This window comes from Exiguobacterium abrahamii, assembly GCF_015645365.1.
Classification (GTDB): domain Bacteria; phylum Bacillota; class Bacilli; order Exiguobacteriales; family Exiguobacteriaceae; genus Exiguobacterium_A; species Exiguobacterium_A abrahamii.
In genome coordinates, this window is record NZ_JADOYC010000005.1 from 96140 (window position 1) to 120520 (window position 24381).

General features: G+C 46.3%; 27 protein-coding genes. 18 read left to right on the plus strand and 9 right to left on the minus strand.

The annotated features are described in order from the left end of the window. Window positions 1–4 precede the first annotated feature (4 nt). From ITJ88_RS13690 to cbpA, 3 genes are all read right to left on the minus strand, one after another. Window positions 5–562 carry a TetR/AcrR family transcriptional regulator gene (locus ITJ88_RS13690; protein ID WP_087681646.1) on the minus strand — a complete coding sequence of 186 codons (558 nt, stop codon included), beginning with the start codon at window positions 560–562 and terminating at the stop codon, window positions 5–7. A gap of 213 nt (window positions 563–775) precedes the next feature. Continuing rightward, entirely contained in the window at window positions 776–1546 is a 771-nt protein-coding gene (locus ITJ88_RS13695; protein ID WP_195866008.1) for a pyrroline-5-carboxylate reductase family protein, read from the minus strand. 59 nt (window positions 1547–1605) lie between these two features. Then, on the minus strand, window positions 1606–2244 hold the full coding sequence (gene cbpA, locus ITJ88_RS13700; RefSeq protein ID WP_195866009.1) for a cyclic di-AMP binding protein CbpA: 639 nt from the start codon (window positions 2242–2244) through the stop codon (window positions 1606–1608). Window positions 2245–2584: 340 nt separating this feature from the next. Here cbpA and ITJ88_RS13705 point away from each other — a divergent pair, with 340 nt between their 5' ends. From ITJ88_RS13705 to queF, 9 genes are all read left to right on the plus strand, one after another. Next, window positions 2585–3202, plus strand: coding sequence for a DUF47 domain-containing protein (locus ITJ88_RS13705; RefSeq protein WP_195866010.1), 618 nt, complete (start codon window positions 2585–2587; stop codon window positions 3200–3202). 16 nt (window positions 3203–3218) lie between these two features. Beyond that, entirely contained in the window at window positions 3219–4223 is a 1005-nt protein-coding gene (locus ITJ88_RS13710; RefSeq protein ID WP_023469719.1) for an inorganic phosphate transporter, read from the plus strand. Between the two features lie 131 nt (window positions 4224–4354). Continuing rightward, window positions 4355–5170, plus strand: a complete 816-nt coding sequence (gene pdxK, locus ITJ88_RS13715) for a pyridoxine/pyridoxal/pyridoxamine kinase (protein WP_023469720.1) — start codon at window positions 4355–4357, stop codon at window positions 5168–5170. 61 nt (window positions 5171–5231) lie between these two features. Next, a complete protein-coding gene (locus ITJ88_RS13720) occupies window positions 5232–5600 on the plus strand; it encodes a YojF family protein (protein ID WP_029342921.1) in 369 nt (122 codons plus the stop codon). Beyond that, window positions 5597–6247: a bacillithiol biosynthesis deacetylase BshB2 gene (gene bshB2, locus ITJ88_RS13725; RefSeq protein ID WP_023469722.1), complete on the plus strand. Its 651-nt coding sequence runs from the start codon at window positions 5597–5599 to the stop codon at window positions 6245–6247. The genes ITJ88_RS13720 and bshB2 overlap by 4 nt, the downstream gene beginning before the upstream one ends. A 171-nt stretch (window positions 6248–6418) precedes the next feature. Beyond that, window positions 6419–7075: a 7-cyano-7-deazaguanine synthase QueC gene (queC, locus tag ITJ88_RS13730; protein WP_023469723.1), complete on the plus strand. Its 657-nt coding sequence runs from the start codon at window positions 6419–6421 to the stop codon at window positions 7073–7075. Further along, entirely contained in the window at window positions 7072–7527 is a 456-nt protein-coding gene (queD, locus tag ITJ88_RS13735; protein ID WP_023469724.1) for a 6-carboxytetrahydropterin synthase QueD, read from the plus strand. The genes queC and queD overlap by 4 nt, the downstream gene beginning before the upstream one ends. Then, complete coding sequence (gene queE / locus ITJ88_RS13740; RefSeq protein WP_195866011.1) at window positions 7524–8240, plus strand: 7-carboxy-7-deazaguanine synthase QueE; 717 nt, start codon at window positions 7524–7526, stop codon at window positions 8238–8240. The genes queD and queE overlap by 4 nt, the downstream gene beginning before the upstream one ends. A gap of 13 nt (window positions 8241–8253) precedes the next feature. Then, window positions 8254–8742, plus strand: a complete 489-nt coding sequence (gene queF, locus ITJ88_RS13745; RefSeq protein WP_023469726.1) for a preQ(1) synthase — start codon at window positions 8254–8256, stop codon at window positions 8740–8742. A 433-nt stretch (window positions 8743–9175) separates the two neighbouring features. Here the strand turns inward: queF and ITJ88_RS13750 are convergent, their stop codons facing one another. Beyond that, window positions 9176–9457 (minus strand): helix-turn-helix domain-containing protein, encoded by a 282-nt coding sequence (locus tag ITJ88_RS13750; RefSeq protein WP_195866012.1) that lies wholly within the window; start codon window positions 9455–9457, stop codon window positions 9176–9178. 257 nt (window positions 9458–9714) lie between these two features. Between ITJ88_RS13750 and ITJ88_RS13755 the strand changes: the two genes are divergently transcribed. The 5 genes from ITJ88_RS13755 to ITJ88_RS13775 all read left to right on the plus strand — a co-directional run bounded on the left by ITJ88_RS13755 (window position 9715) and on the right by ITJ88_RS13775 (window position 15746). Beyond that, window positions 9715–11382, plus strand: coding sequence for a PTS transporter subunit IIBC (locus ITJ88_RS13755; RefSeq protein WP_174514745.1), 1668 nt, complete (start codon window positions 9715–9717; stop codon window positions 11380–11382). A gap of 86 nt (window positions 11383–11468) precedes the next feature. Next, window positions 11469–12272 carry an endonuclease/exonuclease/phosphatase family protein gene (locus tag ITJ88_RS13760; RefSeq protein ID WP_035395584.1) on the plus strand — a complete coding sequence of 268 codons (804 nt, stop codon included), beginning with the start codon at window positions 11469–11471 and terminating at the stop codon, window positions 12270–12272. Window positions 12273–12441: 169 nt separating this feature from the next. Beyond that, window positions 12442–13854, plus strand: coding sequence for a sucrose-specific PTS transporter subunit IIBC (locus tag ITJ88_RS13765; RefSeq protein WP_023469730.1), 1413 nt, complete (start codon window positions 12442–12444; stop codon window positions 13852–13854). Window positions 13855–13981: 127 nt separating this feature from the next. Next, window positions 13982–14824, plus strand: coding sequence for a PRD domain-containing protein (locus tag ITJ88_RS13770; RefSeq protein ID WP_262415837.1), 843 nt, complete (start codon window positions 13982–13984; stop codon window positions 14822–14824). Continuing rightward, on the plus strand, window positions 14811–15746 hold the full coding sequence (locus ITJ88_RS13775; RefSeq protein ID WP_195866014.1) for a carbohydrate kinase family protein: 936 nt from the start codon (window positions 14811–14813) through the stop codon (window positions 15744–15746). The genes ITJ88_RS13770 and ITJ88_RS13775 overlap by 14 nt, the downstream gene beginning before the upstream one ends. Before the next feature lie 112 nt (window positions 15747–15858). On the opposite strand, the gene ITJ88_RS13780 is transcribed toward ITJ88_RS13775, so the two are convergent. Beyond that, window positions 15859–16554 (minus strand): alpha/beta hydrolase, encoded by a 696-nt coding sequence (locus ITJ88_RS13780; RefSeq protein ID WP_195866015.1) that lies wholly within the window; start codon window positions 16552–16554, stop codon window positions 15859–15861. Window positions 16555–16727: 173 nt separating this feature from the next. Here ITJ88_RS13780 and ITJ88_RS13785 point away from each other — a divergent pair, with 173 nt between their 5' ends. Continuing rightward, window positions 16728–17984, plus strand: a complete 1257-nt coding sequence (locus tag ITJ88_RS13785; RefSeq protein WP_231681714.1) for a purine/pyrimidine permease — start codon at window positions 16728–16730, stop codon at window positions 17982–17984. 43 nt (window positions 17985–18027) lie between these two features. Here ITJ88_RS13785 and ITJ88_RS13790 read toward each other — a convergent pair whose 3' ends face one another. From ITJ88_RS13790 to ITJ88_RS13805, 4 genes are all read right to left on the minus strand, one after another. After that, entirely contained in the window at window positions 18028–19521 is a 1494-nt protein-coding gene (locus ITJ88_RS13790) for a peptide MFS transporter (RefSeq protein WP_047390672.1), read from the minus strand. 239 nt (window positions 19522–19760) lie between these two features. Beyond that, window positions 19761–20396: a Rossmann-fold NAD(P)-binding domain-containing protein gene (locus ITJ88_RS13795; RefSeq protein ID WP_023469736.1), complete on the minus strand. Its 636-nt coding sequence runs from the start codon at window positions 20394–20396 to the stop codon at window positions 19761–19763. Then, complete coding sequence (locus ITJ88_RS13800; protein WP_195866016.1) at window positions 20393–21616, minus strand: glutathionylspermidine synthase family protein; 1224 nt, start codon at window positions 21614–21616, stop codon at window positions 20393–20395. The genes ITJ88_RS13795 and ITJ88_RS13800 overlap by 4 nt, the downstream gene beginning before the upstream one ends. Then, window positions 21613–21942, minus strand: coding sequence for a hypothetical protein (locus tag ITJ88_RS13805; protein ID WP_053452172.1), 330 nt, complete (start codon window positions 21940–21942; stop codon window positions 21613–21615). Before ITJ88_RS13805 ends, ITJ88_RS13800 begins: the two co-directional genes overlap by 4 nt. Before the next feature lie 147 nt (window positions 21943–22089). Here ITJ88_RS13805 and ITJ88_RS13810 point away from each other — a divergent pair, with 147 nt between their 5' ends. The 3 genes from ITJ88_RS13810 (at window position 22090) to ITJ88_RS13820 (ending at window position 24381) form a co-directional block, all read left to right on the plus strand. Beyond that, window positions 22090–22533 carry a hypothetical protein gene (locus ITJ88_RS13810; RefSeq protein WP_195866017.1) on the plus strand — a complete coding sequence of 148 codons (444 nt, stop codon included), beginning with the start codon at window positions 22090–22092 and terminating at the stop codon, window positions 22531–22533. A gap of 86 nt (window positions 22534–22619) precedes the next feature. Continuing rightward, window positions 22620–22793 carry a hypothetical protein gene (locus ITJ88_RS13815; protein WP_023469740.1) on the plus strand — a complete coding sequence of 58 codons (174 nt, stop codon included), beginning with the start codon at window positions 22620–22622 and terminating at the stop codon, window positions 22791–22793. Between the two features lie 31 nt (window positions 22794–22824). After that, on the plus strand, window positions 22825–24381 hold the full coding sequence (locus ITJ88_RS13820; RefSeq protein WP_023469741.1) for an ABC-F family ATP-binding cassette domain-containing protein: 1557 nt from the start codon (window positions 22825–22827) through the stop codon (window positions 24379–24381).

Consider the following 24381-nt stretch of genomic DNA (forward strand, 5'->3'; position numbering starts at 1 on the left):
TCCCTCACTCTTCAATTTGTTTATCTAGTCGTCGTGCACGTTCTATTAATTGCTGAATTAACCGTTGTCGCACATCTGGAGACGGTGCACCGAACTGAAAATGCTCCGACAATTTCAAGCCGTCTAATGTAAAACGAATCGACAATACTTCAACCGGATCCATCTGTTCTGTCAGTTGGCGGAAGAACTGCTCCGCTTGTCGCTTTCGTTCTTCGACGAACGTCGCGTGATCCTTTAATAAGGACAACAAGTAAAGAAGCGCATCCATGTCGAGATGGAACTCCTCTTGCTGCTGGATTTGCAACGTCACGAACGCTTCCATCGGTCCCATCGTCAACTGATGCTGTTCATATAGTTCGAATTGACGTGCTTCTTGCGCCTCGATGACCCCCATTAATAAAGCTTCCTTCGAAGCGAAATGATACAACAGTCCACCTTTTGAGACATTCGCTTGTTTCGCTACTTCTTCAAGCGTCAATTGAGTGAATCCTTGTTGCAAAATGATCGTCGTCGTTGCTTCAAGAATCCGACGCCGTGTCTCTTGCGCTTTTGCACTGGCCAATAGTCTCCCCCTTCCCTCATATTTTACTGTACCGTCTGGACGGTTTCTTTTTACAGTGTACGAATTCTTATTTCAAGATGCAATCGCTTTGCTTATGTTTCACGTGAAACTTTCGTGAACGAAAAAAGACTGACTCAAATGTCAGTCTCTACACAGATAAGGGCGCGAAAGGACGCATCATTCTTTTGGATTCAGCAGCCTTTTTTAAATCCATTATTCGTCTGTTTCGCGTGCACTCTCTCGTAGTGCCGCTTGCATCGTGTCGAATAAGTGATGCTCCCGTAGTACTTGGACGCCACGATCCGTTGGTCCACCAGGTGCCGCAACATCGGCAATGAGACGATCCGTACTTGCGTCAGAGCGCATGAGAATTTCAGCTGAACCTTTCATCGCTTGAGCAACGATTCGACGTGCATTTTCTTCTTTAAAACCAGCATCCGTCAAAACCGGTACCATGCCAGCTACGATTTCATAGAAAAAAGCAGGACTACATCCAGCTGCCGCCATGAATGCAGGCATTGTCGATTCATTTGCTTCTGCAATTTCTCCGACACGTCCAAATAATGCCTCGACTACACTTCGGATCTCTTCATTCACGCGTGAGCCGAACCATAGTCCAATCATTCCTAAACGGTGTGCGACTGGGGTATTCGGCATGACGGCGACTGTCGGTCGTTTTGCCAACTGTTCGATTTCATATGGTGTAATATGTGCAGCAATCGAAACGATTGTCTGATTCGTCCATTGTTGATTCGCTACATAGTCGAGTACACCATCGGGTTGCATGCCCAGCATGACAACATCATATAAGGAGACATCTTCTTGTTCGACCGTCTGAACGCCGTGTCGCGCTGCGACTTCCGTCAGGCGTGCCCCGCCACTCCGATTTGTCATCGTGATATCTTCTCGTGCCAATCCAGAAGCGACCCATCCTTGAACGAGTGCCTCACTCATCGCACCGGCTCCTACTATTAATAGTTTCATCATCTATCCTTCCTTTCCCTCAAAAAAGACCAGTCATGAACTGGTCTTGTGCGGGTCCATTATACACGAACGGCTAAATCTTCGACAGCAACGACTCGAAGTCCCTTATCGTCAAGTTTCTTGACGATTTTTTTCTTTGTCTTCTCGTCACAATCCGTCGGTAATGTAATCAATACACGACGCATGACGCTACTCTTCGCATCGAGTGTCATCAGACTCGCGACCGTTGAATATTTGTTGACGATCTTCGAGATCTTCTCAAGTGCCCCTTTTTGTTCACTTAAGGCTACTGTCAGGACGTAACTCCCCGAATCACGGTTCCACGCTTCTTCAAGCATTCCAAGCATTTTTCCGTGTGGCAGGATGCCGAAGAAATGACCGTCGTCATTTAAGACCGCGATATACGGCAATTCCTTGATTGAGAAGAAGACTTCAAAGAAATTACTTCCTGTATAGATGTATTTGGATGTATTCTTAATCAGCAACATGACGTTGTCGTCTAAGCTGCCACCATTCATCCCATGTCGATAGATGTGCATCTTATAGATGTTGCCCTTGAAGTCCTGCCCTGATTGGTCAAGGACCGGGACACAGCGATATCCGGTTTTTTCAAGTGTGTCGAGTGCTTCACGAATCGTCGCTGTCTCGGAAATCGTGACACATTGATGCTTCGGAATACATAAACTTTGTACGAGCATAATAAAATCCTCCTCTTTTACCTGATTACGCAGACTTAATCATATCATTCGATTTTCATGCGCCATATCCTCTTTTCCCACTTCTGATGCGCTTTTATTCTTACAATCACAAGACAATCTCTTGCAATTACAACGTAATCCAACTTATTTCAATCAAGTACACTTCATTTTTACATTGTCAGACAATTTATTAAATCTACAATCACCTTCATATTAAGATTTATTAAGATTTCGTAAAGACGCTTCATAAATGTATTCTTTTACAATACCGTCTGCTACAATCGAACTCGTGAAGTTACTTCACTATTCTATTCTTGTTCTTAATATGGAGGCAGAAGAAATGTTTAGTAAAAAACAAGATCCATTCGCAGTGAAATTATCCGAAATCGCAGGACACTTAAAAACGACTTCGCAATTCTTCGTTGACTTTAAAATCAACGGCATCGCGGATGTAAAAGAATTTGCACATAAAGTAAAAGACTTCGAAACAGCTGGGGACGATTTGATGCACCAGTTGATCATCGACTTGAACAACGCGTTCATCACACCAATCGACCGTGAAGATTTACTCGCGCTCGCTAACGCACTCGATGACGTCTTAGACGGCTTCGAAGAATGCTCCGCTATTTTCGAAATCTACAACATCGTTCAAGCAGACGAGCACATGATCAAGTTCGTTGATGAAATCAATATCGCTGTCTCAGAACTCGCGACGGCAATGGATCTTCTTGTTGCACGTAAATTACAACCGATGCGTGAGCACGTCATCAAAATCAAAGAACAAGAGACGATTTGTGACAACCTACGCCGTAAATCAATCAAAGCATTGTTCGCAACAGAAACAGATCCAATTAAAATCATCCAATATAAAGAAATCTATGAATCGCTCGAATCAATCGCGGACTACTGCCAAGACGCAGCTAACGTCATTGAAACGATCATCATGAAAAACGCTTAAGTGAGGAGCTAACGAGATGGATAGCCTGTTTATCATCACCGCCATAATCGTGATTCTCGCACTTAGCTTCGACTTCATCAACGGTTTCCACGATACAGCGAACTCGATCGCGACTTCGGTGTCGACTCGTGCGTTGAAACCACGTCATGCCATCATTTTGGCTGCATCGATGAACTTCCTAGGTGCAATCACGTTCACTGGAGTCGCAAAAACGATCTCTGGTGACATCGTTGACCCGTCAACACTTGAACATGGTAGCTACGTCGTCATCGCTGCCTTGATTTCAGCCATTGCCTGGAACCTTTTGACTTGGTACTTCGGTATTCCGTCAAGTTCTTCGCATACACTGATCGGTTCGATTGCTGGTGCTGCTGTTGCCTCTGTTGGATTCGGAGGAATCGAAGCAAAAGGGTTCTTGAAAATCGTTCAAGCCTTGCTCATTTCACCAGTACTCGCATTCACACTTGGTTTCATCGTTTATGCAATCTTTAAAGTCATCTTCAAAAAAGGAAACTTGGCGAAGACGAATCGTCGCTTCCGTCATGTTCAAATTGCAACCGCTGCTTTGCAGTCGTATACACACGGTACGAACGACGCACAAAAAGCGATGGGGATCATCACGCTTGCTTTGATCTCATCTGGTTATCAAACGGATCACGAAGTTGCGACTTGGGTTAAACTCTCATGTGCGATCGCAATGGGTCTCGGAACATCTGTCGGTGGATGGCGGATCATCAAGACCGTTGGTGGTCAAATCATGAAAATTCGTCCGGTCAATGGGGTTGCAGCTGACTTAACATCAGCAGCGATCATCTTTGGAGCGACAGCGATTCATCTTCCGGTTTCGACGACACACGTCATCTCTTCTGCCATCTTGGGTGTAGGTACATCACACCGTAAGAAAGGTGTAAAGTGGGGAACAGCACAGCGCATGCTCATTACATGGGTCATCACATTGCCGATTTCGATGGCTTTCGCTGCCTTGATCTACTATATTCTCGACTTCTTATTCATTAAATAAGTACGTGCCCCGCCTACTCAAAAGAGGTGGGGTTTTGTGTACATCAGAAGCGTCGATAGTTGTTGTTTTTCCCATAATTCGCTATGATGAAGAACAAGAAGGATTGTCTATTTCTTTAGGAGGAATGCCCCATGACAAAACGTAAAGCCTTAACGATTGCTGGTTCCGACACGAGCGGTGGAGCTGGCATTCAAGCTGATTTAAAGACGTTCCAAGAACTTGGCGTCTATGGAATGAATGCCTTGACGGTCATCGTCGCACAAGACCCTGATCATTCTTGGCACCATGCGGTTTACCCAATCGACACAGAACTCGTCCGGACACAAATCCACACGGTCCTTGGAGGTATTGGTGTTGATGCGATGAAGACGGGTATGCTCCCGACTGTCGAAATCATTGAAGCCGTTGCCGAAAAAATCAAATCATCCGGCGTCCAAAACGTCGTCATCGATCCTGTCATGGTCTGTAAAGGCGAGGACGAGGTGCTGAACCCTGATACAGCGAACGCACTCCGTGATGTCTTGACACCACTTGCGACGGTCGTCACACCGAACGTCTTTGAAGCCGGACAACTGTCGGGTCTTGGTAAGACACCAGCAACGATCGACGAGATGAAACTCGCAGCAGCACGGATTCACGAAAAAGGTGCGCAATACGTTCTTGTCAAAGGTGGCAGTAAAATCGACCATCCACAAGCAGTTGACGTGCTTTATGACGGAAAAGAGTTTATCCTGATTGAGGACGAACGAATCGAGACACCGTACACGCACGGTGCCGGCTGCACGTACTCTGCAGCAATCACGGCCGAACTCGCAAAAGGTGCATCGGTAGAAGCTGCTGTCCGTACAGCAAAATCTTTCATCACTTCCGCGATTCGTCATTCATTCCGTTTGAATGAATACGTCGGACCAACTGATCACGCTGCACATCGTACAGTCCAGTCTTGATCCGCTTAAGAAGTCCGCGATATCCGCGGACTTCTTTCTGTATAGGAGAGGAGAAAAGTTTATGCAAGCCATTGATTTACAAGAAATACAGCGTTATATCGACGAACATGCGAATACACCGTTATATGTACACGTCGAGACGACGAACGGTGCCTACGCGACGCACCAAGATCCAACTTTCCATAGCGCAGGGATGTTTTTCCGTAATGCGGAAATCACTTATGAACGTGGTCTGATCACAGGAAACGGACCTTACCGGATTGGTTTGAAACTTGCCCACGGCTGGTTATACGGTGAAGGATTGACTGACTTCGAATTCGCTGGGGATCAATTGTTGATTGCCGGTCACGATATCGAAGGACGTCTTGCGATTGCTTTTGAACTTAGCCCGACACCATTCGCTCAAGGTGCAGAGGAGGTAGACGCATGACACACGAAGATCATTTACTCGTCGTCTTCCCTCACCCGGATGACGAAGCTTTCAGTTCTGCCGGTACGATCATCGAACACGCTGAAAACCGTGGTCCTGTCACGTACGCTTGTCTGACACTTGGTGAGATGGGACGTAACATGGGACGTCCTGTCTTTACGAACCGCGAACAGCTCGCAACGATTCGTAAACGCGAGTTGATTGATGCTGCTGCAAAAATGAAGATTTCGGATCTCCAAATGTGGGGACTTCGTGATAAGACCGTTGAATTCGAAGATGAGGCAGCACTTGCTGACCGTATTCTTGCCTTGATTCAACAGACACGACCAACACGTTTGATTTCGTTCTATCCAGGTTACGCGGTCCATCCCGATCATGAAGCGACAGCTCGCGCCGTTGTTCGTGCTCTTCGGATGATGGATCCTGCTGATCGCCCAGAGTTCCTTGCGGTCGCTTTCGCGAACAATACGAAAGAAGAGCTCGGGGAAGGAACATTCATTCATGATGTCAGTGCCTATACGGATCAAAAGATCAAAGCTCTCGAAGCGCATGCTTCACAAACAGGTGGTCTGATGAAAGTCATCTCGGAAGATTCGAACATTCGAGATCTACTCGTCAAAGAACGCTACTATCACTATCCACTTTAATCTTCTTGCAAGAGATGCGTACCGTCCGATCGACGATACGCATCTCTTTTTTTGTCTTCATCAGAAAACGTCGACTTTTTCAATGGCTTCTGCTAGTGTGAATAGTTGAGACTATGTCTCCGGAGTTCGTAACCTCCTCCGTTACAAAAACTAGGAATGGAAGTGTACATTATGAAAAACGAACGTGCTCTTGTCGTCTTTAGTGGCGGCCAAGACTCAACGACTTGTTTGTTTCAAGCACTGAAACAATACGAAGAAGTCGAAGTCGTGACGTTTAATTACGGACAACGTCATGCACAAGAACTCGAAGTCGCACGCGACATCGCCTCTGAGCTCGGTGTCAAACACCATGAGCTTGATCTCTCTCTTCTCAGTCAACTGACGAGTAACGCCTTGACTGACCACAGCCAAACCATCACGACGAACGAAGATGGTCTTCCTTCTACTTTTGTAGATGGACGAAATCATCTGTTTCTTTCGTTCGCAGCCGTCCTTGCGAAAGGACGCGGAATCCGTCATATCGTCACTGGCGTATGTGAAACGGACTTTTCCGGTTATCCGGACTGCCGTGATGCCTTCATCAAGTCACTCAACGTGACATTGAACCTTGCGATGGACTATCCATTCGTACTTCACACGCCACTCATGTGGCTCGACAAAAAAGAGACGTGGGCGCTTGCCGATTCGCTCGGTGCGTTTGATTTCGTTCGAAATCGCACGTTGACGTGTTACAACGGCGTCATTGGAGATGGTTGCGGTGAATGCCCAGCCTGTGAATTACGGAAAAATGGATTAGATGCATACATCAAGGAGGTTCAACACACATGACATTCAATTACGAAGCACCTGAAACGGTCGAGCGCCCGACTGGCGACTCGCTTATCTATACGAAATCCCGCGTCATGATCGTAAAAAAACTGACGTTCGACGCAGCGCACCACCTATATGATTATGATGGAAAATGCCGTGCCCTTCATGGTCACACGTATCATGTCGATATGGGGATCAGCGGTTTTCTGGATCACCGCGGTATGACCCTCGATTTTGGTGACCTCAAAAAAATCTTCAAAACACATCTCGAACCACTGTTGGATCACCGCTACCTGAATGAATCGTTACCATACATGAATACGACAGCTGAAAACATGGCAGCCTGGATTTTCGAGACACTCGGACAACATCTTCCGGATGAGCGTGGACTTCGTGTCGAATTCGTCAAGCTCTATGAGACACCGACTGCTTTTGCTGAAGTCCGTCGTGAGTGGATGAACGAAGCATGAGTGCCTTAACAAAAACACCAAAAATTCCGGTTCTCGAGATTTTCGGACCAACATTTCAAGGAGAAGGACGATCGATTGGTCAAAAGACGATGTTCGTCCGGACCGGCGGTTGCGACTACTCTTGTTCGTGGTGTGATTCCGCCTTCACGTGGGATGGTTCTGAAAAACCCGAACTCTTGACGGCAGAGACGATCATAGAACGCCTTGATGCACTCGGCTCTTACGGACATGTCACGATTTCTGGTGGGAACCCGTTACTTCATGCATCAATCGGCACATTGGTTGCGGCATTAAAAGAACGAAATATCACGATGTCTGTCGAAACCCAAGGCTCCTACTGGCAAAATTGGTTGCTTGATATCGATGACGTCACACTCAGCCCTAAACCACCTTCAAGTGGGATGAAGATTGATTTCGATCGCTTGGATGTCTTTTTTAAACGTTTACCGGAACAACAACGCGCTGTCAAAATCGTCATCTTTAATGAGGAAGACCTCGACTTCGCGGCGATGATTTCTGAGCGCTATGCTTTAAAAACGCTCTATCTCTCACTTGGAAATCCCGATCCGCACGAAGAAGGAACGATCGCTCCACGCATGCTACACGATTTAAAAATACTTTGGGAACGTGTCGCCCGTGATGAACGCTTTAATCATGCGCGCGTCCTACCACAACTACATGCCCTCGTTTTCGCGAACGATCGTGGCGTCTAAGGAGAAATGATTCATGCGACCTGAAGACTTAAACGACTTATCGTTACTCGGCCAAAAAGCCGTACCATATATTTTTGAATACCAACCTGAAGTTCTCGAAGCATTCCCGAACCGTCATCCTGAAAATGATTACTTCGTGAAATTCAATGCACCAGAGTTTACGAGTCTTTGCCCGATCACGAATCAACCGGACTTCGCGACAATCTACATCTCGTACATCCCGGACGAAAAACTCGTCGAATCAAAATCACTGAAGTTGTACTTATTCAGCTTCCGTAACCATGGTGATTTTCATGAGAACTGCATCAACGTCATCGGAAAAGATCTCGTGAAATTGATGGAACCTCGCTACCTTGAAGTATGGGGCAAATTCACGCCACGCGGTGGAATCTCAATTGATCCGTACTACAATTACGGCAAGCCTGGTACAAAATACGAACAAATGGCAGAGCACCGTTTATTCAATCACGATCTCTATCCTGAAACGATCGATAATCGTTAAGACGACTAAAAGAGGAACAAGGGGAAATCCCTTTGAGACTGAAGACAAAGTGCAATTTTTCTCTAACGAGAAGGATTGCGCTTTTTTGTTCGTCTCGCATCGTTTTCCTGGGACAAGCATCGCGCCGCTTCACTTCGCTACAGGGTCGCTCTAGCTTGTTTTTCCCAAGGAATCGATGCCGAGTGAACAAAGCGCTTCTCTGATCGTTCGTTTGATATAAAAAATGACGCGTTACACGCCACTCCTACAGGAAAAGCGCGATTTTGCGCTGTCAGAGACAAACAAGACCCGTTTTTCTGCTCGAATAGAGTGGGAAAACTGGCTTGTGTCTCGCCTGAGGAAAGGGCGTGAAAAGACGCGTCATTTTTTGAGTCAGCCTATTTGTCTACAATCTACAAGAAGAAATCCCTTTCTTCCTCTTTTTTGATGCCCATCAACTAGATGGAAGGTCAATCAAGGACGTGCTATCCTGCTGACGGATGACCGCAGGTGGCCAGATATGCCGAATTAAGTGATCCGAAGGGACATGTAAGACACGGGCCAGTCGCTCAATCATTGAAAATGAGGGATGGGCAATGCTACTTTCAATACGCTGGATCATCTCAGGTGTCGTCTCAGTTAACGCTGCTAATGTATTTTGATCTAACTGATGACGTTCTCGTAATGTACGAATCCGCTGTCCGTACTGTTCGATCGGTTGAACCCCTTCTTTCATCCGCTTCAAACATCCTTTCTTCTTTTAAAACCAGACAACGTTCACTGTAGTCTTATTCCCACTTTTTTTTAATCTAAATACCAATCCGAACAATCAATTTCTAATCAAAATAAAATTTCAAATATTTTTCTTGTAAAACACTAGCTTTTTAAAAAGTTATCGCTTACAATTCTATATGCAAACGGTTGCATTAATCGCTTACATTATTGCACTGTTCTTACACACATATTAGAGAAAAAGAGATACAAAAGGAGTGAATGATCTTGAAAAATGCTATTTCGTTCGATTTTTGGCAAAAACTCGGTAAAGCCTTGATGGTCGTCATCGCGGTTATGCCTGCTGCAGGAATCATGATCTCGGTCGGGAAACTGATCGGCATGTATGGAGGCGATATCGCGTTAATGCAAACGATTGCTCGAATCGTTGAAGATTTAGGTTGGGCCATCATTACAAACCTTCATGTCTTATTCGCCGTCGCGATTGGTGGATCATGGGCAAAAGAACGTGCTGGTGGTGCGTTCGCAGCGTTACTCGCCTTTATTCTGATCAACCGCGTCACAGGAGCTATCTTCGGCGTCAACACTGACATGATCGCGGACCCAAAAGCAACGGTCGATTCATTGCTTGGTTCTGAGCTCATCGTAAAAGATTATTTCACTTCAGTTTTAGGTGCACCGGCTCTCAACATGGGCGTATTCGTCGGAATCATCTCTGGTTTCCTTGGTGCCGTTCTCTTTAATAAATTTTATAACTTCAGTAAATTGCCAGATGCACTTGCATTCTTTAACGGAAAACGTTTTGTACCATTCGTCGTCATCGGTGGATCAGTTGTTGCAGCATTCGCCTTATCACTTGTTTGGCCGTTCGTTCAAGGCTTATTGAATGACTTCGGTCGCTGGATTGCCTCTTCACGTGATTCTGCACCGATCATTGCACCGTTCGTATACGGTACACTCGAGCGTCTGTTACTTCCGTTCGGTCTCCATCACATGTTGACTGTCCCGATGAACTACACGGAACTCGGTGGAACGTACAAAATCCTGACAGGTGCTGCTCAAGGATCGACGGTTGCTGGTCAAGACCCGCTTTGGTTAGCTTGGATCACTGACCTTGTCAACTTGAAACAAGCCGGCAACACACAAGGATACAATGATTTGATCAACAGTGTCGTTCCTGCTCGTTTTAAAGAAGGGCAAGTTGTCACATCACTTGCTTCATTGATCGGTATTGCTGTCGCAATGTACATGTCAGTTGATGAAGATAAGAAGAAAGCATACAAACCTGTCTTCTTATCTGCTGGACTTGCGGTCTTCTTGACAGGTGTCACGGAGCCAATCGAATTCATGTTCATGTTCATCGCTCCTGTTCTTTACGTCATCTATGCTGTACTAACAGGTGTTGCTTTCGCACTAGCAGATGTCATGCATCTTCGGATTCACGCATTCGGTGCGATCGAACTCTTGACGCGGATTCCATTGATTGCAAAAGCTGGATTAATTGGTGATTTAATTCGTTTCATCGGTGTCTGTGTGTTCTTCTTCTTCTTGAACTTCTTCACGTTCCGTTTCGTCATCAAGAAGTTCAACTATGCGACACCAGGCCGTAACGGGAACTATCTGGACGATATCAACGTATCTACAACTGAAGCTTCAGGTGAGGCTGCTGCGACATCAGCTCCTGCCGACGGTTCGCAAGCTTCACAAATCATCGATTTGCTTGGTGGACAGCAAAACATCGAGGACGTCGATGCCTGCATGACGCGTCTTCGTGTCACTGTCAAAGATCCAGCGCTTGTTGCAAAAGAAGCAGACTGGAAAGCAAACGGTGCACTTGGTCTGATCCTTAAGAACAATGGCGTGCAAGCCATCTACGGTCCAAAAGCCGATATCTTAAAATCAGATATCCAAGACCGGATCGGCGCATAAACCTGCGAGATTAGGGAACTACCTAAAGGTGAAGCTCTTTTATAAGAGTTTCACCTTTCTTATTTGAAAAATCAGGAGGACCACTCATGCGTCTACTCACACTAAATTGTCATTCGTGGCAGGAAGAACAGCCACTCGAAAAATTAAACCAGATCGTTCAACAAATTCTCGCTCAAGATTATGATGTCATCGCACTGCAAGAAGTGAGTCAATTGATGGATACACCCATCGTCTATGACGATGTGCGCAACGATAATTTTGCCTATTTGATCCAGCAAGCGTTAAAAGAACAAGGTCAAACCTACTCCCTCGTCTGGGATTTTGCTCATATCGGCTATGATAAGTATGAAGAAGGACTCGCTCTTTTGACGAAACATCCAATCTTAAAATCGGACAGTTATTATGTTAGTCGCAGTCAAGATACATTCGATTGGAAATCACGAAAAATCGTCCGTGCGACGATCCAAGTCGACGGTACACCGATTACGTTCAATACATGTCATCTTGGCTGGTGGGCAGATGAAGTCGAACCGTTCCAGGAACAATTCAATCATTTGATGGCTCGGATGGATCCACTCGAATGGACATTCTTCCTCGGTGATTTCAACAACGATGCCTTAGAACGAAATACAGGTTATGACTATATGATGCAACGGGGATTACACGACGTCTTCCTGCTAGCTAAGGAAACGGTCGGAATTGAGACGATCAATGGCAACATCGACGGATGGGAAGACAATCAACAAGGATTGCGGATTGATCTCGTCTTATCGAATCGGAAAATTGACGTTGAACGCGTCGGTGTCGTGTTTGATGGGATTCACGGTCCCGTCGTTTCCGATCACTACGGTGTGGAGGTCGATATTCAGATTCAAAAAAATGAACATTAAGTATTGACAACGCTTTCTTTTCTCCTTTAAGATGTAATCAAATCAATAGTGCGGATTGTGACAGTACGGCTGGCAAGACCGAAATGACACCTCGTTAGGAGAGGTGTTGTTCGGTCTTGCCTTTTTTTGTCTCATTCAGCACGTTTCATGAAAAAGGAGGACTTTTCCGATGGATTATCAACAAACTGCTAAACGTGTGCTCGAACTCGTCGGTGGACGCGAGAACATCATCACTGCTGCTCATTGCGCGACGCGTTTACGCCTTGTCTTGCATGATGAATCAAAGGTTGATCAAGCAGCACTTGAAGACTTAGATGGTGTCAGCGGCGCCTTCTCAAGTTCTGGTCAATACCAGATCATCTTTGGTACAGGTACCGTCAATAAAGTATTTGCTGCGTTTGCACCACTTGCCGGTGTAAAAGTCGATGGCGAGGAACCACTCGACGTTAAAAAGGCTGCATCGCAAAAATTAAATCCGTTCGCCCGACTCGCCCGCTCGCTCTCGAACGTCTTCGTTCCACTTATTCCGGCAATCGTCGCAGCCGGTCTCTTGATGGGATTACTCGGTATGATCAAAGCCTTTGGTTGGGTTGACGGTGATTCACCGATCGTCCAATTACTAGATATGTTCTCGTCTTCTGCCTTCATCATCCTACCGATTCTGATCGGTTTCTCGGCAGCCCGTGAATTCGGTGCGAATCCGTACCTCGGTGCCGTCATCGGGGGAATCATGACACACCCGTCCCTCTTAAATCCTTGGACGCTCGGTAATAGTGATCCGGAAGTCATGAAGTTCCTTGGAATGAACATCGAGTTGATTGGTTATCAAGGAACGGTCTTCCCGGTTCTCTTAACCGTTTGGGTCATGGCAAAGATTGAACAACAGGTCCGGAAACGGACACCCGAAACGCTTGACTTACTTGTCACACCGTTCGTTACGGTTCTCGTCACTGGATTCTTGGCATTGATCGTCATTGGTCCGATCGGAACGTTACTCGGAAAAGGCATTTCATTCGTACTCGTCTTCTTCTATGAACAGTTCTCAGTCGTCGCCGGTCTTCTCTTCGGTGGACTGTATTCGACAATCGTCATCACAGGGATGCACCATAGTTTCCATGCGATTGAGGCAGGACTACTTGCAGATAAGAGTATCGGAAAGAACTTCCTCTTACCGATTTGGTCGATGGCGAATGTCGCTCAAGGTGGTGCCGGACTTGCCGTTTACTTCTTGACGAAGAACGTTAAACTCAAAGCACTCGCCCTACCGTCTGCGTTCTCAGCATTTCTCGGAATCACGGAACCTGTCATCTACGGCGTCAACTTACGCCTTGGAAAACCATTCATCGGTGGTGCCATTGGTGGTGCGATCGGTGGCGGTTATGTCGTCTTGACACAAGTCGCTGCGAACGCTTATGGATTAACTGGAATTCCGATGATTGCGATCGTCGCGCCACTCGGTGCGTCAAACTTGATCAACTATCTCGTCGGATTCGCCATTGCAGTCGTCACTGCTTTCATCTCGACTGTCGTCTTGATGCGTCTCGATGCACGGAAACAAAAAGAAACGGACGTTGCTGCTTAATCCTTCATGCGACCAAACCGAGTCCTCGGGCTCGGTGGTCGCATTTGTCGGTTCGCAAAGCACTGAAGTTCGCTTTATAATAAAAGAAAAGACCAGAAAGGAGGACGTCAGGCTGATTATTCATAAGATCCTCAATAACAACGCTGTTGTCGTCAAAGAAAATGGACAGGAACGCATCGTCATGGGACCAGGCATTGCTTTTGGAAAAAAGAAAAAAGATCCGATTCAAGCGACGAAGATCGAAAAAATGTTCATCCCTTCATTTGAAAATGCAGAACAGTTCAAAGAGATTCTGACAACGACACCACTTGAGATCATTGATTTATCGGAACGCATCATCTCACATGCAGAAGGTGAGCTTCAAACGCCGTTTCATGACTATATTCACGTCAGTCTGACGGACCACCTTGCTCATGCCGTACGATTAGCACGTGAACAACTCGTCGTGCATAATCGATTGGCAGAAGAGATTCGCCTTTTGTATGGACCGGAGTATGCGATCGGAGAATGGGCAGTTCTTGAGATCGAGCGAGCCTTACAGGTCACGCTACCGAAAGAAGAAGCTGCGAACATCGCGCTTCACTTATACAATGCACGCCAAACGCATCCGAATATGGCGACTGCGTTGCAGACGGTGACGTTACTCAATGAACTACGCGAACAGATCGAAGTCTTTTTTGGACAAACGATCGAGACCTCATCGATGACGTATTATCGTTTCTTTACGCACATGAAATTGGTCCTCGCCCGGATTGAACAAGGAGAAACCTTACACGACATGGATGATGTGATTTTATCTGCCGTCAAAACACGTTATGCCGAGGCTTATGCCTGTGCGAGTCAAATGAGCAATTGGTTGACTGTCGAACTCGATACACGTGTACCTGAATCAGAAATCGGCTATATGGCTTTACACATCGAACGGATTCGTCCGGATCTTGAAAGGAGTTCTACGTATGAAAATCTTTAGTTTAGGGGAAGCATTGATTGATTTGATTCCTCTTGATGCTGAAAACATGACGTTTCAAAAAAATCCTGGGGGTGCTCCTGCCAATGTCTCTGTCGGACTCGCTCGATTAGGCGCTGATAGTTATTTTCTTGGAGCTGTCGGTGATGATTCGATGGGGCACTTCTTGAAAGATACGTTACATCATTATGGTGTTCGTACCGACCATCTCGTCCACGATTCGACGCAAAAAACAGGACTTGTGCTCGTTACGAACGGTCAGGGTGGAGAGCGGTCGTTTGAGTTCATCAACACGGAGCGTGCTGATATGCAATTCCACGAAACCCATGTCCCGGAGGATTTCACGTCCGTCGATTTATTACACATCGGTTCGATCTCTTTAATCACTGGAGAATCCGTCAACGCGACACGAAAAGCCATCGCACGTGCAAAAGCACACCAAGTACCAGTCTCATATGATCCGAACTTACGAGAGTCGTTATGGCCGAGTCTTGACGAAGCGCGGACGACGATTCGATCCGTTCTACCGGATGCACAAATCGTCAAACTTGCTGAGGAAGAATTGACGTTTCTAACTGGACAAACGAATCTTGATGACGGGGCTGCTGAATTGTTAGCTGAATATCCGATTCGTCTTCTTGCCATCACGCGAGGAAGTGAAGGATCGATTCTCTATACGGATCGTGCGATGGCTGTCATTGATGCGATTACGGTCGACGCCATCGATACGACAGGAGCTGGAGATGCCTTCATGTCCGGTTTACTCTACCAGTGTGCGTTACGCGATTTTTCGTTTGATTGGTCTGAAGATGAACTTCGCGACATTGGTCGATTCGCTGCGATTTCAGGTGGACTTGCCGCTTCCGTCAAAGGAGCGATGGCTGCTCTGCCAACGCTTGACGAAGTCGCTCATCGCTTGAATTGAGTCGATGACTCAGTAAAAATAAGGATGGAGAGATTCCGGACCCAGTGCCGAAATCTCTCCATCCTTTTCGTTTGATTAATGAATCGTTTCGTTTATTCACTAAGCGAATCGATTAAGGTGTATCGATAAATCGTTTGATTTCATCTAATGACTCATCCTGTTGTTCTTTTGGCGTTAATGGGCTGCTATTGTCCCCTTTTTGTCGACCGTACATCCCAAAGTTCGCGTGGTTTCCTTGCTTGATTTCATGGAATACCGCATCTTTTCGAACGTCCTGTTTACTTTTTTCGATATCAGCGACTGGTAAAACACCATCTCGTCCACCATAAATCGTCAACGAGGGCACATCAATCGAATCGATCGGATAGGACGCGAGGAAAACGATCCCCTTAATTTTTGGATGTTGTTCAACGATCGTCGAAGCTGCGCTTCCACCGAGCGAATGCCCGATCAGATACCATTTTTTGACCTGCGGATATTCCTCGATGATATCGAGTCCTTCGTTTGAGTCAAGCAACGCAATTCGAAACGGTAGCTTCGGGATGACGACGAAGTGCCCGTCTTTCGCTAGTTGCTTACCGTAATAACTGTAGGCTGCTGCATCGACTTTTGCCCCTTGATAAAAGATGAATCCGACATCACTCGTCTTCTGTCCAAATGTCACTTCACGGGGTGTATCTGCCTCCACGTAAGATATTGCTTGGGGAGACGCATCATAATCGAACTGTGCCCAAATCATGAAGGCAACTACGAGCAGTGCTAACAGCGCAGCAATCGTTCCAATAATTCGTATACTCCATTTTTTCATCTCATTCCCTCCCGTTATCGTTATACCCCATATTATGTGTTAAATCACATATGAAAACAAATATTAGAATTTTCAGTCATTGTAAGCATCTCTATCGCTTTTTCATGAATTGGTTTAAGATGAAACCAATATTGTTTTTTCGAAAGGAGATTCACGTTTTGCCGCGTACCCTTGTGTCTACGATTCAATGGTTTTTGTTCATTATCTGTACTAACATTGCCCCGCCCCTTGCCATCGCAGCATCATTTGAACTCTCGGGTGCCGAGACGCTTTCCTTCTTATCTCGTTGTCTATTCGTATTTGCCATCTTAAGTCTCTTTCAAGTCCTACTCGGACATCGTCTACCGATCATGGAAGGTCCTGCTGGAATTTGGTGGGGTGTATTTGCTCTCTATTCGTCGATAGGTGTCACATTGTACGGCAGTTATTCAAACACATTACAGTCACTTGGATTCTTACTCCTACTCAGCGGTATCATCTGTATCGTCTTGACGATGACGGGTGTCTTACGGCGCTTAGTCCCTCTTTTTACACCGCAAGTCATCGGTGTCTACATGCTGTTGCTGTCGGCACAGCTGTCCGGATCCGTCATGAAAGGATTGCTCAATATCGAAGATGGACGAATTCAAGTATTACCTGCCGTCATCTCGATTCTGACGGTCTTGATCTCGCTTTATTTAGAACGAAGCGATCGCTTACGCCAGTATGCTTTATTAATCACGTTACTCGTCGGTTGGAGCATGTTTGCATTGATTGGTCGTGCCGAGATGCCAAGCTTCGATGGTCCACTGTTCACTTTACCGAGCTTGTTGCCGTTTGGCGGTATTCATGTCGACTGGAGCTTATTACCGACAGCTCTCATCATCTCGTTGTTGTTAATGACGAACGTCTTAGCAAACATTAAAGTCATCGAACGGATCATCAGTGCGAAGCGTGGTGAAACCGTCAAAGGACAAGTCGGAACAGCTGGTATCACGGCTGGTATCGGGCAACTCTTCGCTGGTCTGTTCGGTACAGTCGGTCCTGTCGCCATTTCCGGAACGGCCGGGTTCATCGCCTCAACAGATAACACGGACCGCAAAGCATTCGTCTATGCGAATATCACCTGCCTCTTCCTCAGTATCGTGACACCATTCGTCGGGTTGATTGCTAAAATCCCCGTCGCCGTCGGTTATGCGATGGTCGCACCAATCGTTGCCGGGATGGCGATCATCGGCGTCACGGAAGCAGCCCGTGACTTGAATCGTCAAACAGCGATGATCACAGTCGGACTTCCGGTTCTCGTCGGTATCGGTGCGTTGTTACTACCGAAAGGAGCAACAGCCGATTTACCACCGCTCGTGACGACCCTGATGTCAAACGGACTCGTTCTCGGAACATTGGTCGCCTTGCTCGCAGAAGGGTTACGCCATATTCGGACGAATGATTAATAAAAAGACGCTTTCTCGATCGAGAAAGCGTCTTTTTCATGCATCAGCGAATACCGCGCATGTATTTTTGAAGTTTTGGTGCGAAAGCGAACAAAAGTAATCCGAAGATGACGGCAACGATACCCGTGATACCGAAGTACAAAATCTCCGTGTCATTCGTGTAGTATTTAACGATTTGTGCGTTGACCGCTTGACCTGTTGCGTTCGTCAAGAACCACAGACTCATCGTTTGTGCAGAGAAAGCCGCGGGTGCGAGTTTCGTCGTTGCCGATAGACCGACTGGTGACAAGAAGAGCTCACCGATGACGACGAGGAAGAAGCTCAGTGCAAGCCAGAGTGGACTAACTGACGTCTCCACACCGAACAGGATACCTGGTAGTGTCATGACGATGAACGAAAGTCCGGCGAACAGAAGACCAAACGAGAACTTTTGCATCGTCGTTGGTTGACGGTCACCGAGTTTGACCCAGAAGCTCGCAAAAACAGGTGCTAATACGATGATGAAGAGCGGATTCAACGATTGGAAGAATGCCGGTTGAATCTCGAATCCTAAGAATGAAAGGTTCGTCCGTTCACTTGCGAAGATGGAGAGGACGTATGAACCTTGTTCTTGGATTGCCCAGAAAATCGCTGCTGCGATGAAGAGCGGAATATACGCAATCAAACGTGAGCGCTCATCATCCGTGATCTTTGGACTACGAAGCATGACTGTGAAGTAAGCGATCGGAATCAAGATCCCGAGAATCGTGACCATTAAAGTAAAGCGAGAAATCGTCAACAGTCCTGTCATCGATGCAACGACACCGAGTACCGCAATCACGACGACAACGATTGATGCGATCGTGATGAAACGTTTTTTCTCGTCCCCTTTTAATGGGTTCAAGACATACGTACCCGCTTGACCAAGGTTTTTCTTTTTCGTCAAGACGAAGACGACAAGTCCTGCGAACATCCCGATGGCAGCGAGTGCGAAACCAGCATGGTATCCACCGCGGTCAGCCACTTCACCGACAACGAGTGGTGAGAGGAATGCTCCAGCGTTGATCCCCATGTAGAAGATACTAAAACCAGCATCGCGACGGTTATCCGTCTTGCTGTACAAATCACCGACGATATTCGATACGTTCGGTTTTAAGAAACCAGTACCGATGACGATGAGTCCCATCGAGATGAAGAGGGCTGTAATGCCTGCTGGTAAAGCAAGGACGATATGCCCTAGCATGATCAAGATACCACCATAGAAGACGGTCCGTGACGTACCGAGTAAACGGTCAGCTACCCATCCCCCAATGATCCCTGACATGTAGACGAGTGAACCATAAACGGCCATGATTGATGCAGCTGTCGTCTTATCGATACCTAGACCACCGTTGGCAACTGAATCGTACATGTAGAAGATAAGGATGGCACGCATGCCATAGTAGGAGAAACGCTCCCAAAACTCAGTGAAGAAGAGGGTGAATAACCCTTTCGGATTCCCGAAGAATCCTTTTTGCGGAACGGTCTTATAGACCTGATCGCGATCAAACTCTGCCATATGATCGGCTCCTTTCATCAATCCTAAATAAGTGCATAATCCATCATCTTTTCCCGCTTTCCCCAAACGATAAGCGTGACGAAACAGATAGGATACGAATACACTGTTTTGCCTGAATTGTCTCACTTCTTTTTATATATATGAGACAGCACTTTACCATTCAACCGCAAATCATTTGATGAGTCAAATATTATTTACGTTACAAGAATAACAAAAAGAGCAGTCGACTACTCGACTGCTCAGGATTGCATCTGTTTCGATTCAATGATTGTAATTCCAGGCGGTGCATGTAACGTTTCACGGATCATCGCCGCAGCGACTTGACCAGCTTCGATCGGAGCAATGGCGCTCCGCTTCAACAAGGGCCGTAAGACCGTCGAAATTTTCGCAGCCGCTTGTTCGCCTAAGCGGAATTCATCTCGATCCCCTAGCAACAATGATGGTCTAAAAATCAATAACGCGTCATATCCGAGTACACGTAATCCGTTTTCCGTGTCCCCTTTTACGCGATTGTAGAAGGTTTTGGCATTCGGATGGGCACCGAGCGCCGAAATCAAGGCAAATCGTGTCGCCCCGAGGTCTAACAATTCACGACCCAGTTCAATCGGATATGTGTAGTCAACCTGACGAAATGCCTCTTGCGATCCTGCTTGTTTGATCGTCGTGCCCAGTGCACAATAGACATGGTCGACGACAGGTAGTTCAATTTCTGTCACACGATCAAAATCAATCACCCATTCTTCCAATTTCGGATGAAAACGGCGCATCGGGCGGCGAACGAGAACATGTACCTCGCTATATGCATCTTCTGCCAACAAACGATCGACGAGTTCTTGTCCGACTAGACCAGATGCTCCTAAAATTGCTGCTCTCATACGTTTCTCCCTCCTTCATGCTGTCGACCAATGGGTACGAAATAGGAACGGTTTCCAGTAATCCGTTCTCCGGCACGTACACCGATCGCACTTGGTCTTCCTCCTAAAATAAAGACACCATACATATACGCGACTTCTCCCTCTTCCTGAAGTGAGTACGTCGGTAATTCTTGATACGCTTGATAAACAGCCGGTTGATCACGAAACGTATGCTGTTCATTCTTTAGCATGATATGTCCTTGTCCATCATGGACCGTCACGGTATCTCCTTCACGCCCGAATATTGGTTTTTTAACGAATGATCGCTGGCTTGAAATGAATGGATCAGCGGATAAGTACGTCGGTAAAAAATAACGCGCAATCGTCATGTGGTCCGTTTCACTCAAGTACGGATGATTGGCTTCATGCAACATCCAGATCAATGCAAGAACCGACTTGGCTTGCATTAAAAAGGCAGACGGTGGATTGATGATTTCGAGTCGCCCCGTCTCGACGAGTTGCAGGAGCAATTGTCCTAAATTTCTTCCGTCCTCATCCCGGTCAAGTAAGGCCATCTCGATCGGAAAGGTTTGACGATATAAGATATCGATTCTTTTACCTGCCTCATCGTACAGACCTTCTTCCGGACGAATCTCTAATGCATGAAGTGGACAGTAGGTCGCATCAACCCAAAATGACTGCAAATACTCAGCCGTCAATCGATCCTCGATGTGGTCACCATGTGAGGTGAAGACGACATGCGGATGCTGTTTCGTCCGATGTGTCGCGGCTTCGATCGCACGACGGACAGTTGCCTTCAGCCATTTGTTTTCCCCATCGTTGACCCGTTCAAAACCTTGTTTTTCCGCTACGACATCATTGACTTCAAATACTTCCTTAATGAAAGTTGGCGTATCCGCGTTCCATTCCATGAGTGAAATACGATCTGCCGTCGCAATGAAATCAAAGCGTCCGATGACGGTCAACGGTCGCATCGTCTCAAGTCGTAAAAAAGCGAGACTTTCAACTGGAAAGCCAAGCTCGAGCAGTGCCTCATCATCCATCGATCGAAGAATCGGAAGTACTTTTTCAAATATCTTGTAAACTTCTTGCGCCGCGATATGCAGTTGGTCGATTCGTTCGTCCGAGATGGGCATGATTTCCGTCACAGCGTACGGTTCCCCGTCCAGCACATCCCAAAAACGATCGATGTCTCCGTAAAAGGTTTGTCGTCTGTTCATCCGCCGAAAAAGCCGGAAGATGAGCCTGTTCCGAATCCTTTTGTCTTCGTGTTATAACTCTTTACTGCTTTTGATTTCGGCGTATACCCTTTTGTTCGCATCGCACTATGCATCAAGGCACGTGATGCGAAATAACTACCGCCCCAGTAATAGTATCCTGAATGGGTTGATGAACTATCATCACAGTACCAAACGCCTTCATCATTATCATACTCATAGTCATCACAATCCGGATCATCTGGTCGTTCCGCTCGTGCATCATCCGATCCACACCCACTCAGTGTCGTTCCGATCAACAGTGTTGCAGCTAGTGTCGCTTGTTTCATCCAATTCACCGTCTCAGTCCCCTTTCCTTTTACTCTCGTTATGGATAGTATACGCTTTTTTGGAGAGAAAAGTTTCTTTGTTCTGTCGGAACTTTTTTTCCTTCAATGTGGTAATAGTATCTATAGAACGAAAAGGAGGATTTACGCATGTCACTTGCCTACTACGTTGAAGAAAATGGTGAATTCCATCCGATCTATCAATATGATCGTTATGCGATCGAACCGGAAGAGATCATCGCCCACCAACTCTGCGAATTTCATATCATCGAAGGACATCAATACGAGCTTCGTTCCAATGAGATGGCAGGTGATTACGATCAATTGATCGTCGATCATATCAAGGCATCACCGCGTGCGACAGAAGAACGCGTTTATCCACCGCATCAAATTCATATCGAGTTCCGACAGTATTTATCTGACAGCGCGCAACCGCTCCTAAAGACATCAACGGTTCCGAATCACGTCCAAGCGATGCGATTTTTGATCAAAGACAAGATCGAAGTCGAAGACCACGGTATTTTTGAGCGTGACAGCTGTGAAATCGATATCGACCGGAATTGTTACGTCGTCTATCTTGCCGATACACTTTGAGATGTAAAATCAGGTCTCTTCATTTCCAAGAGACGTTTTTTTTGGCATACTAGAAAGTAAGAACGAATCAATCGAGGTGAACGAACATGAGTGAACAACCAAAAAAACTTTCATTGCAAGAGGCAATGATTGAACGCTTGAAGGCAAAAAAACAAGCGCAAACAAAACGTCCGACTGGCTTACAAGGAACACAAACGAAACAATTGACGAGCCAACAGACGAAAAAAGCAAACAACCAGAAAAAACGGACAGGCGTCTAAGTCACAGGAATTCATGAAATAAGGAGTAATTATGAGTATTTTAACGGTATCTAACTTAAGTCACGGATTCGGTGACCGCGCCATTTTCGAAAATGTCTCCTTCCGCCTGTTAAAAGGCGAGCACATCGGTCTCGTCGGTGCGAATGGTGAAGGAAAATCGACGTTTATGAACATCATCACGTCGCAACTTGAGCCGGATGAAGGAAAAGTCGAATGGGCGAAGCATGTACGCGTTGGTTATTTGGATCAGCACGCTGTCCTTGAAAAAGGATTAACCATCCGCGATGCACTTAAAGGTGCATTTCAGTACATGTTCGACATCGAACAGGAAATCAATGATTTGTACGGTAAAATGGGCGAAGTCGAGCCAGAAGAACTGGAAAAGATGCTCGAAGAAGTCGGCGTCTTGCAGGACATTCTGACGAATAACGACTTCTATACGATTGATGCAAAAGTCGAAGAAATCGCGCGCGGTCTTGGGCTCGACGAGATCGGACTCGACCGGGATGTACAAGAGCTCAGTGGTGGACAGCGGACGAAAATCCTGCTCGCCAAACTCCTTCTTGAAAAACCGGACATTCTCTTACTTGATGAGCCGACCAACTATCTCGATGTCCAGCATATCGAATGGTTGAAACGCTACTTGAATGAATATGAGAATGCGTTCATCTTGATTTCGCACGATATTCCATTCCTCAATAGCGTCATCAACTTGATTTATCATATGGAAAATCAAGAATTAAATCGTTATGTCGGTGATTACGACAACTTCGTCACGATCCATGAAGCGAAGAAAAAGCAACTCGAGTCTGCGTTCAAACGTCAACAGCAGGAAATCTCTGAGTTGAAGGATTTCGTTGCCCGGAACAAGGCCCGTGTCTCGACACGGAACATGGCGATGTCACGTCAGAAGAAGCTCGATAAGATGGATGTCATCGAACTTGCGCAAGAGCGTCCAAAACCAGAGTTCCACTTCCTTCAAGCACGGACACCAAGTAAATTGATGTTCGAAGCAAAAGGTCTTGTCATCGGATACGATGAGCCGCTTTCGCGCCCTCTTGATCTAACGATCGAACGTGGACAGAAGATCGCCTTGCACGGTGCGAACGGAATCGGGAAATCGACGTTGCTCAAGAGTTTGCTCGGTGAAATTCCAGCTGTCTCGGGTGTTGTTGAGCGAGGCGAGAACTTGCATATCGGGTACTTCGAACAAGAAGTTAAAGAGAAGAACTCGAATACGTGTATCGAAGAGATTTGGAATACGTTCCCGTCTCTGACACAACAACAAGTCCGCGCCATGCTCGCGAAGTGTGGGTTGATGACGAAACACATCGAATCGAAAATCGAAGTGCTCAGCGGTGGGGAAAAAGCAAAAGTCCGTCTTTGTAAATTGATGAATACGGAATCGAACATCCTCGTACTCGATGAGCCGACGAACCACTTGGACGTCGAAGCCAAAGAAGAATTAAAACGTGCGTTACAAGAGTACAAAGGAACCGTCCTGTTGATCTCACACGAACCAGAATTCTATGAAGCTGTTGCGACAGACTTATGGAACTGTGAATCATGGACGACAAAAGTATTCTAA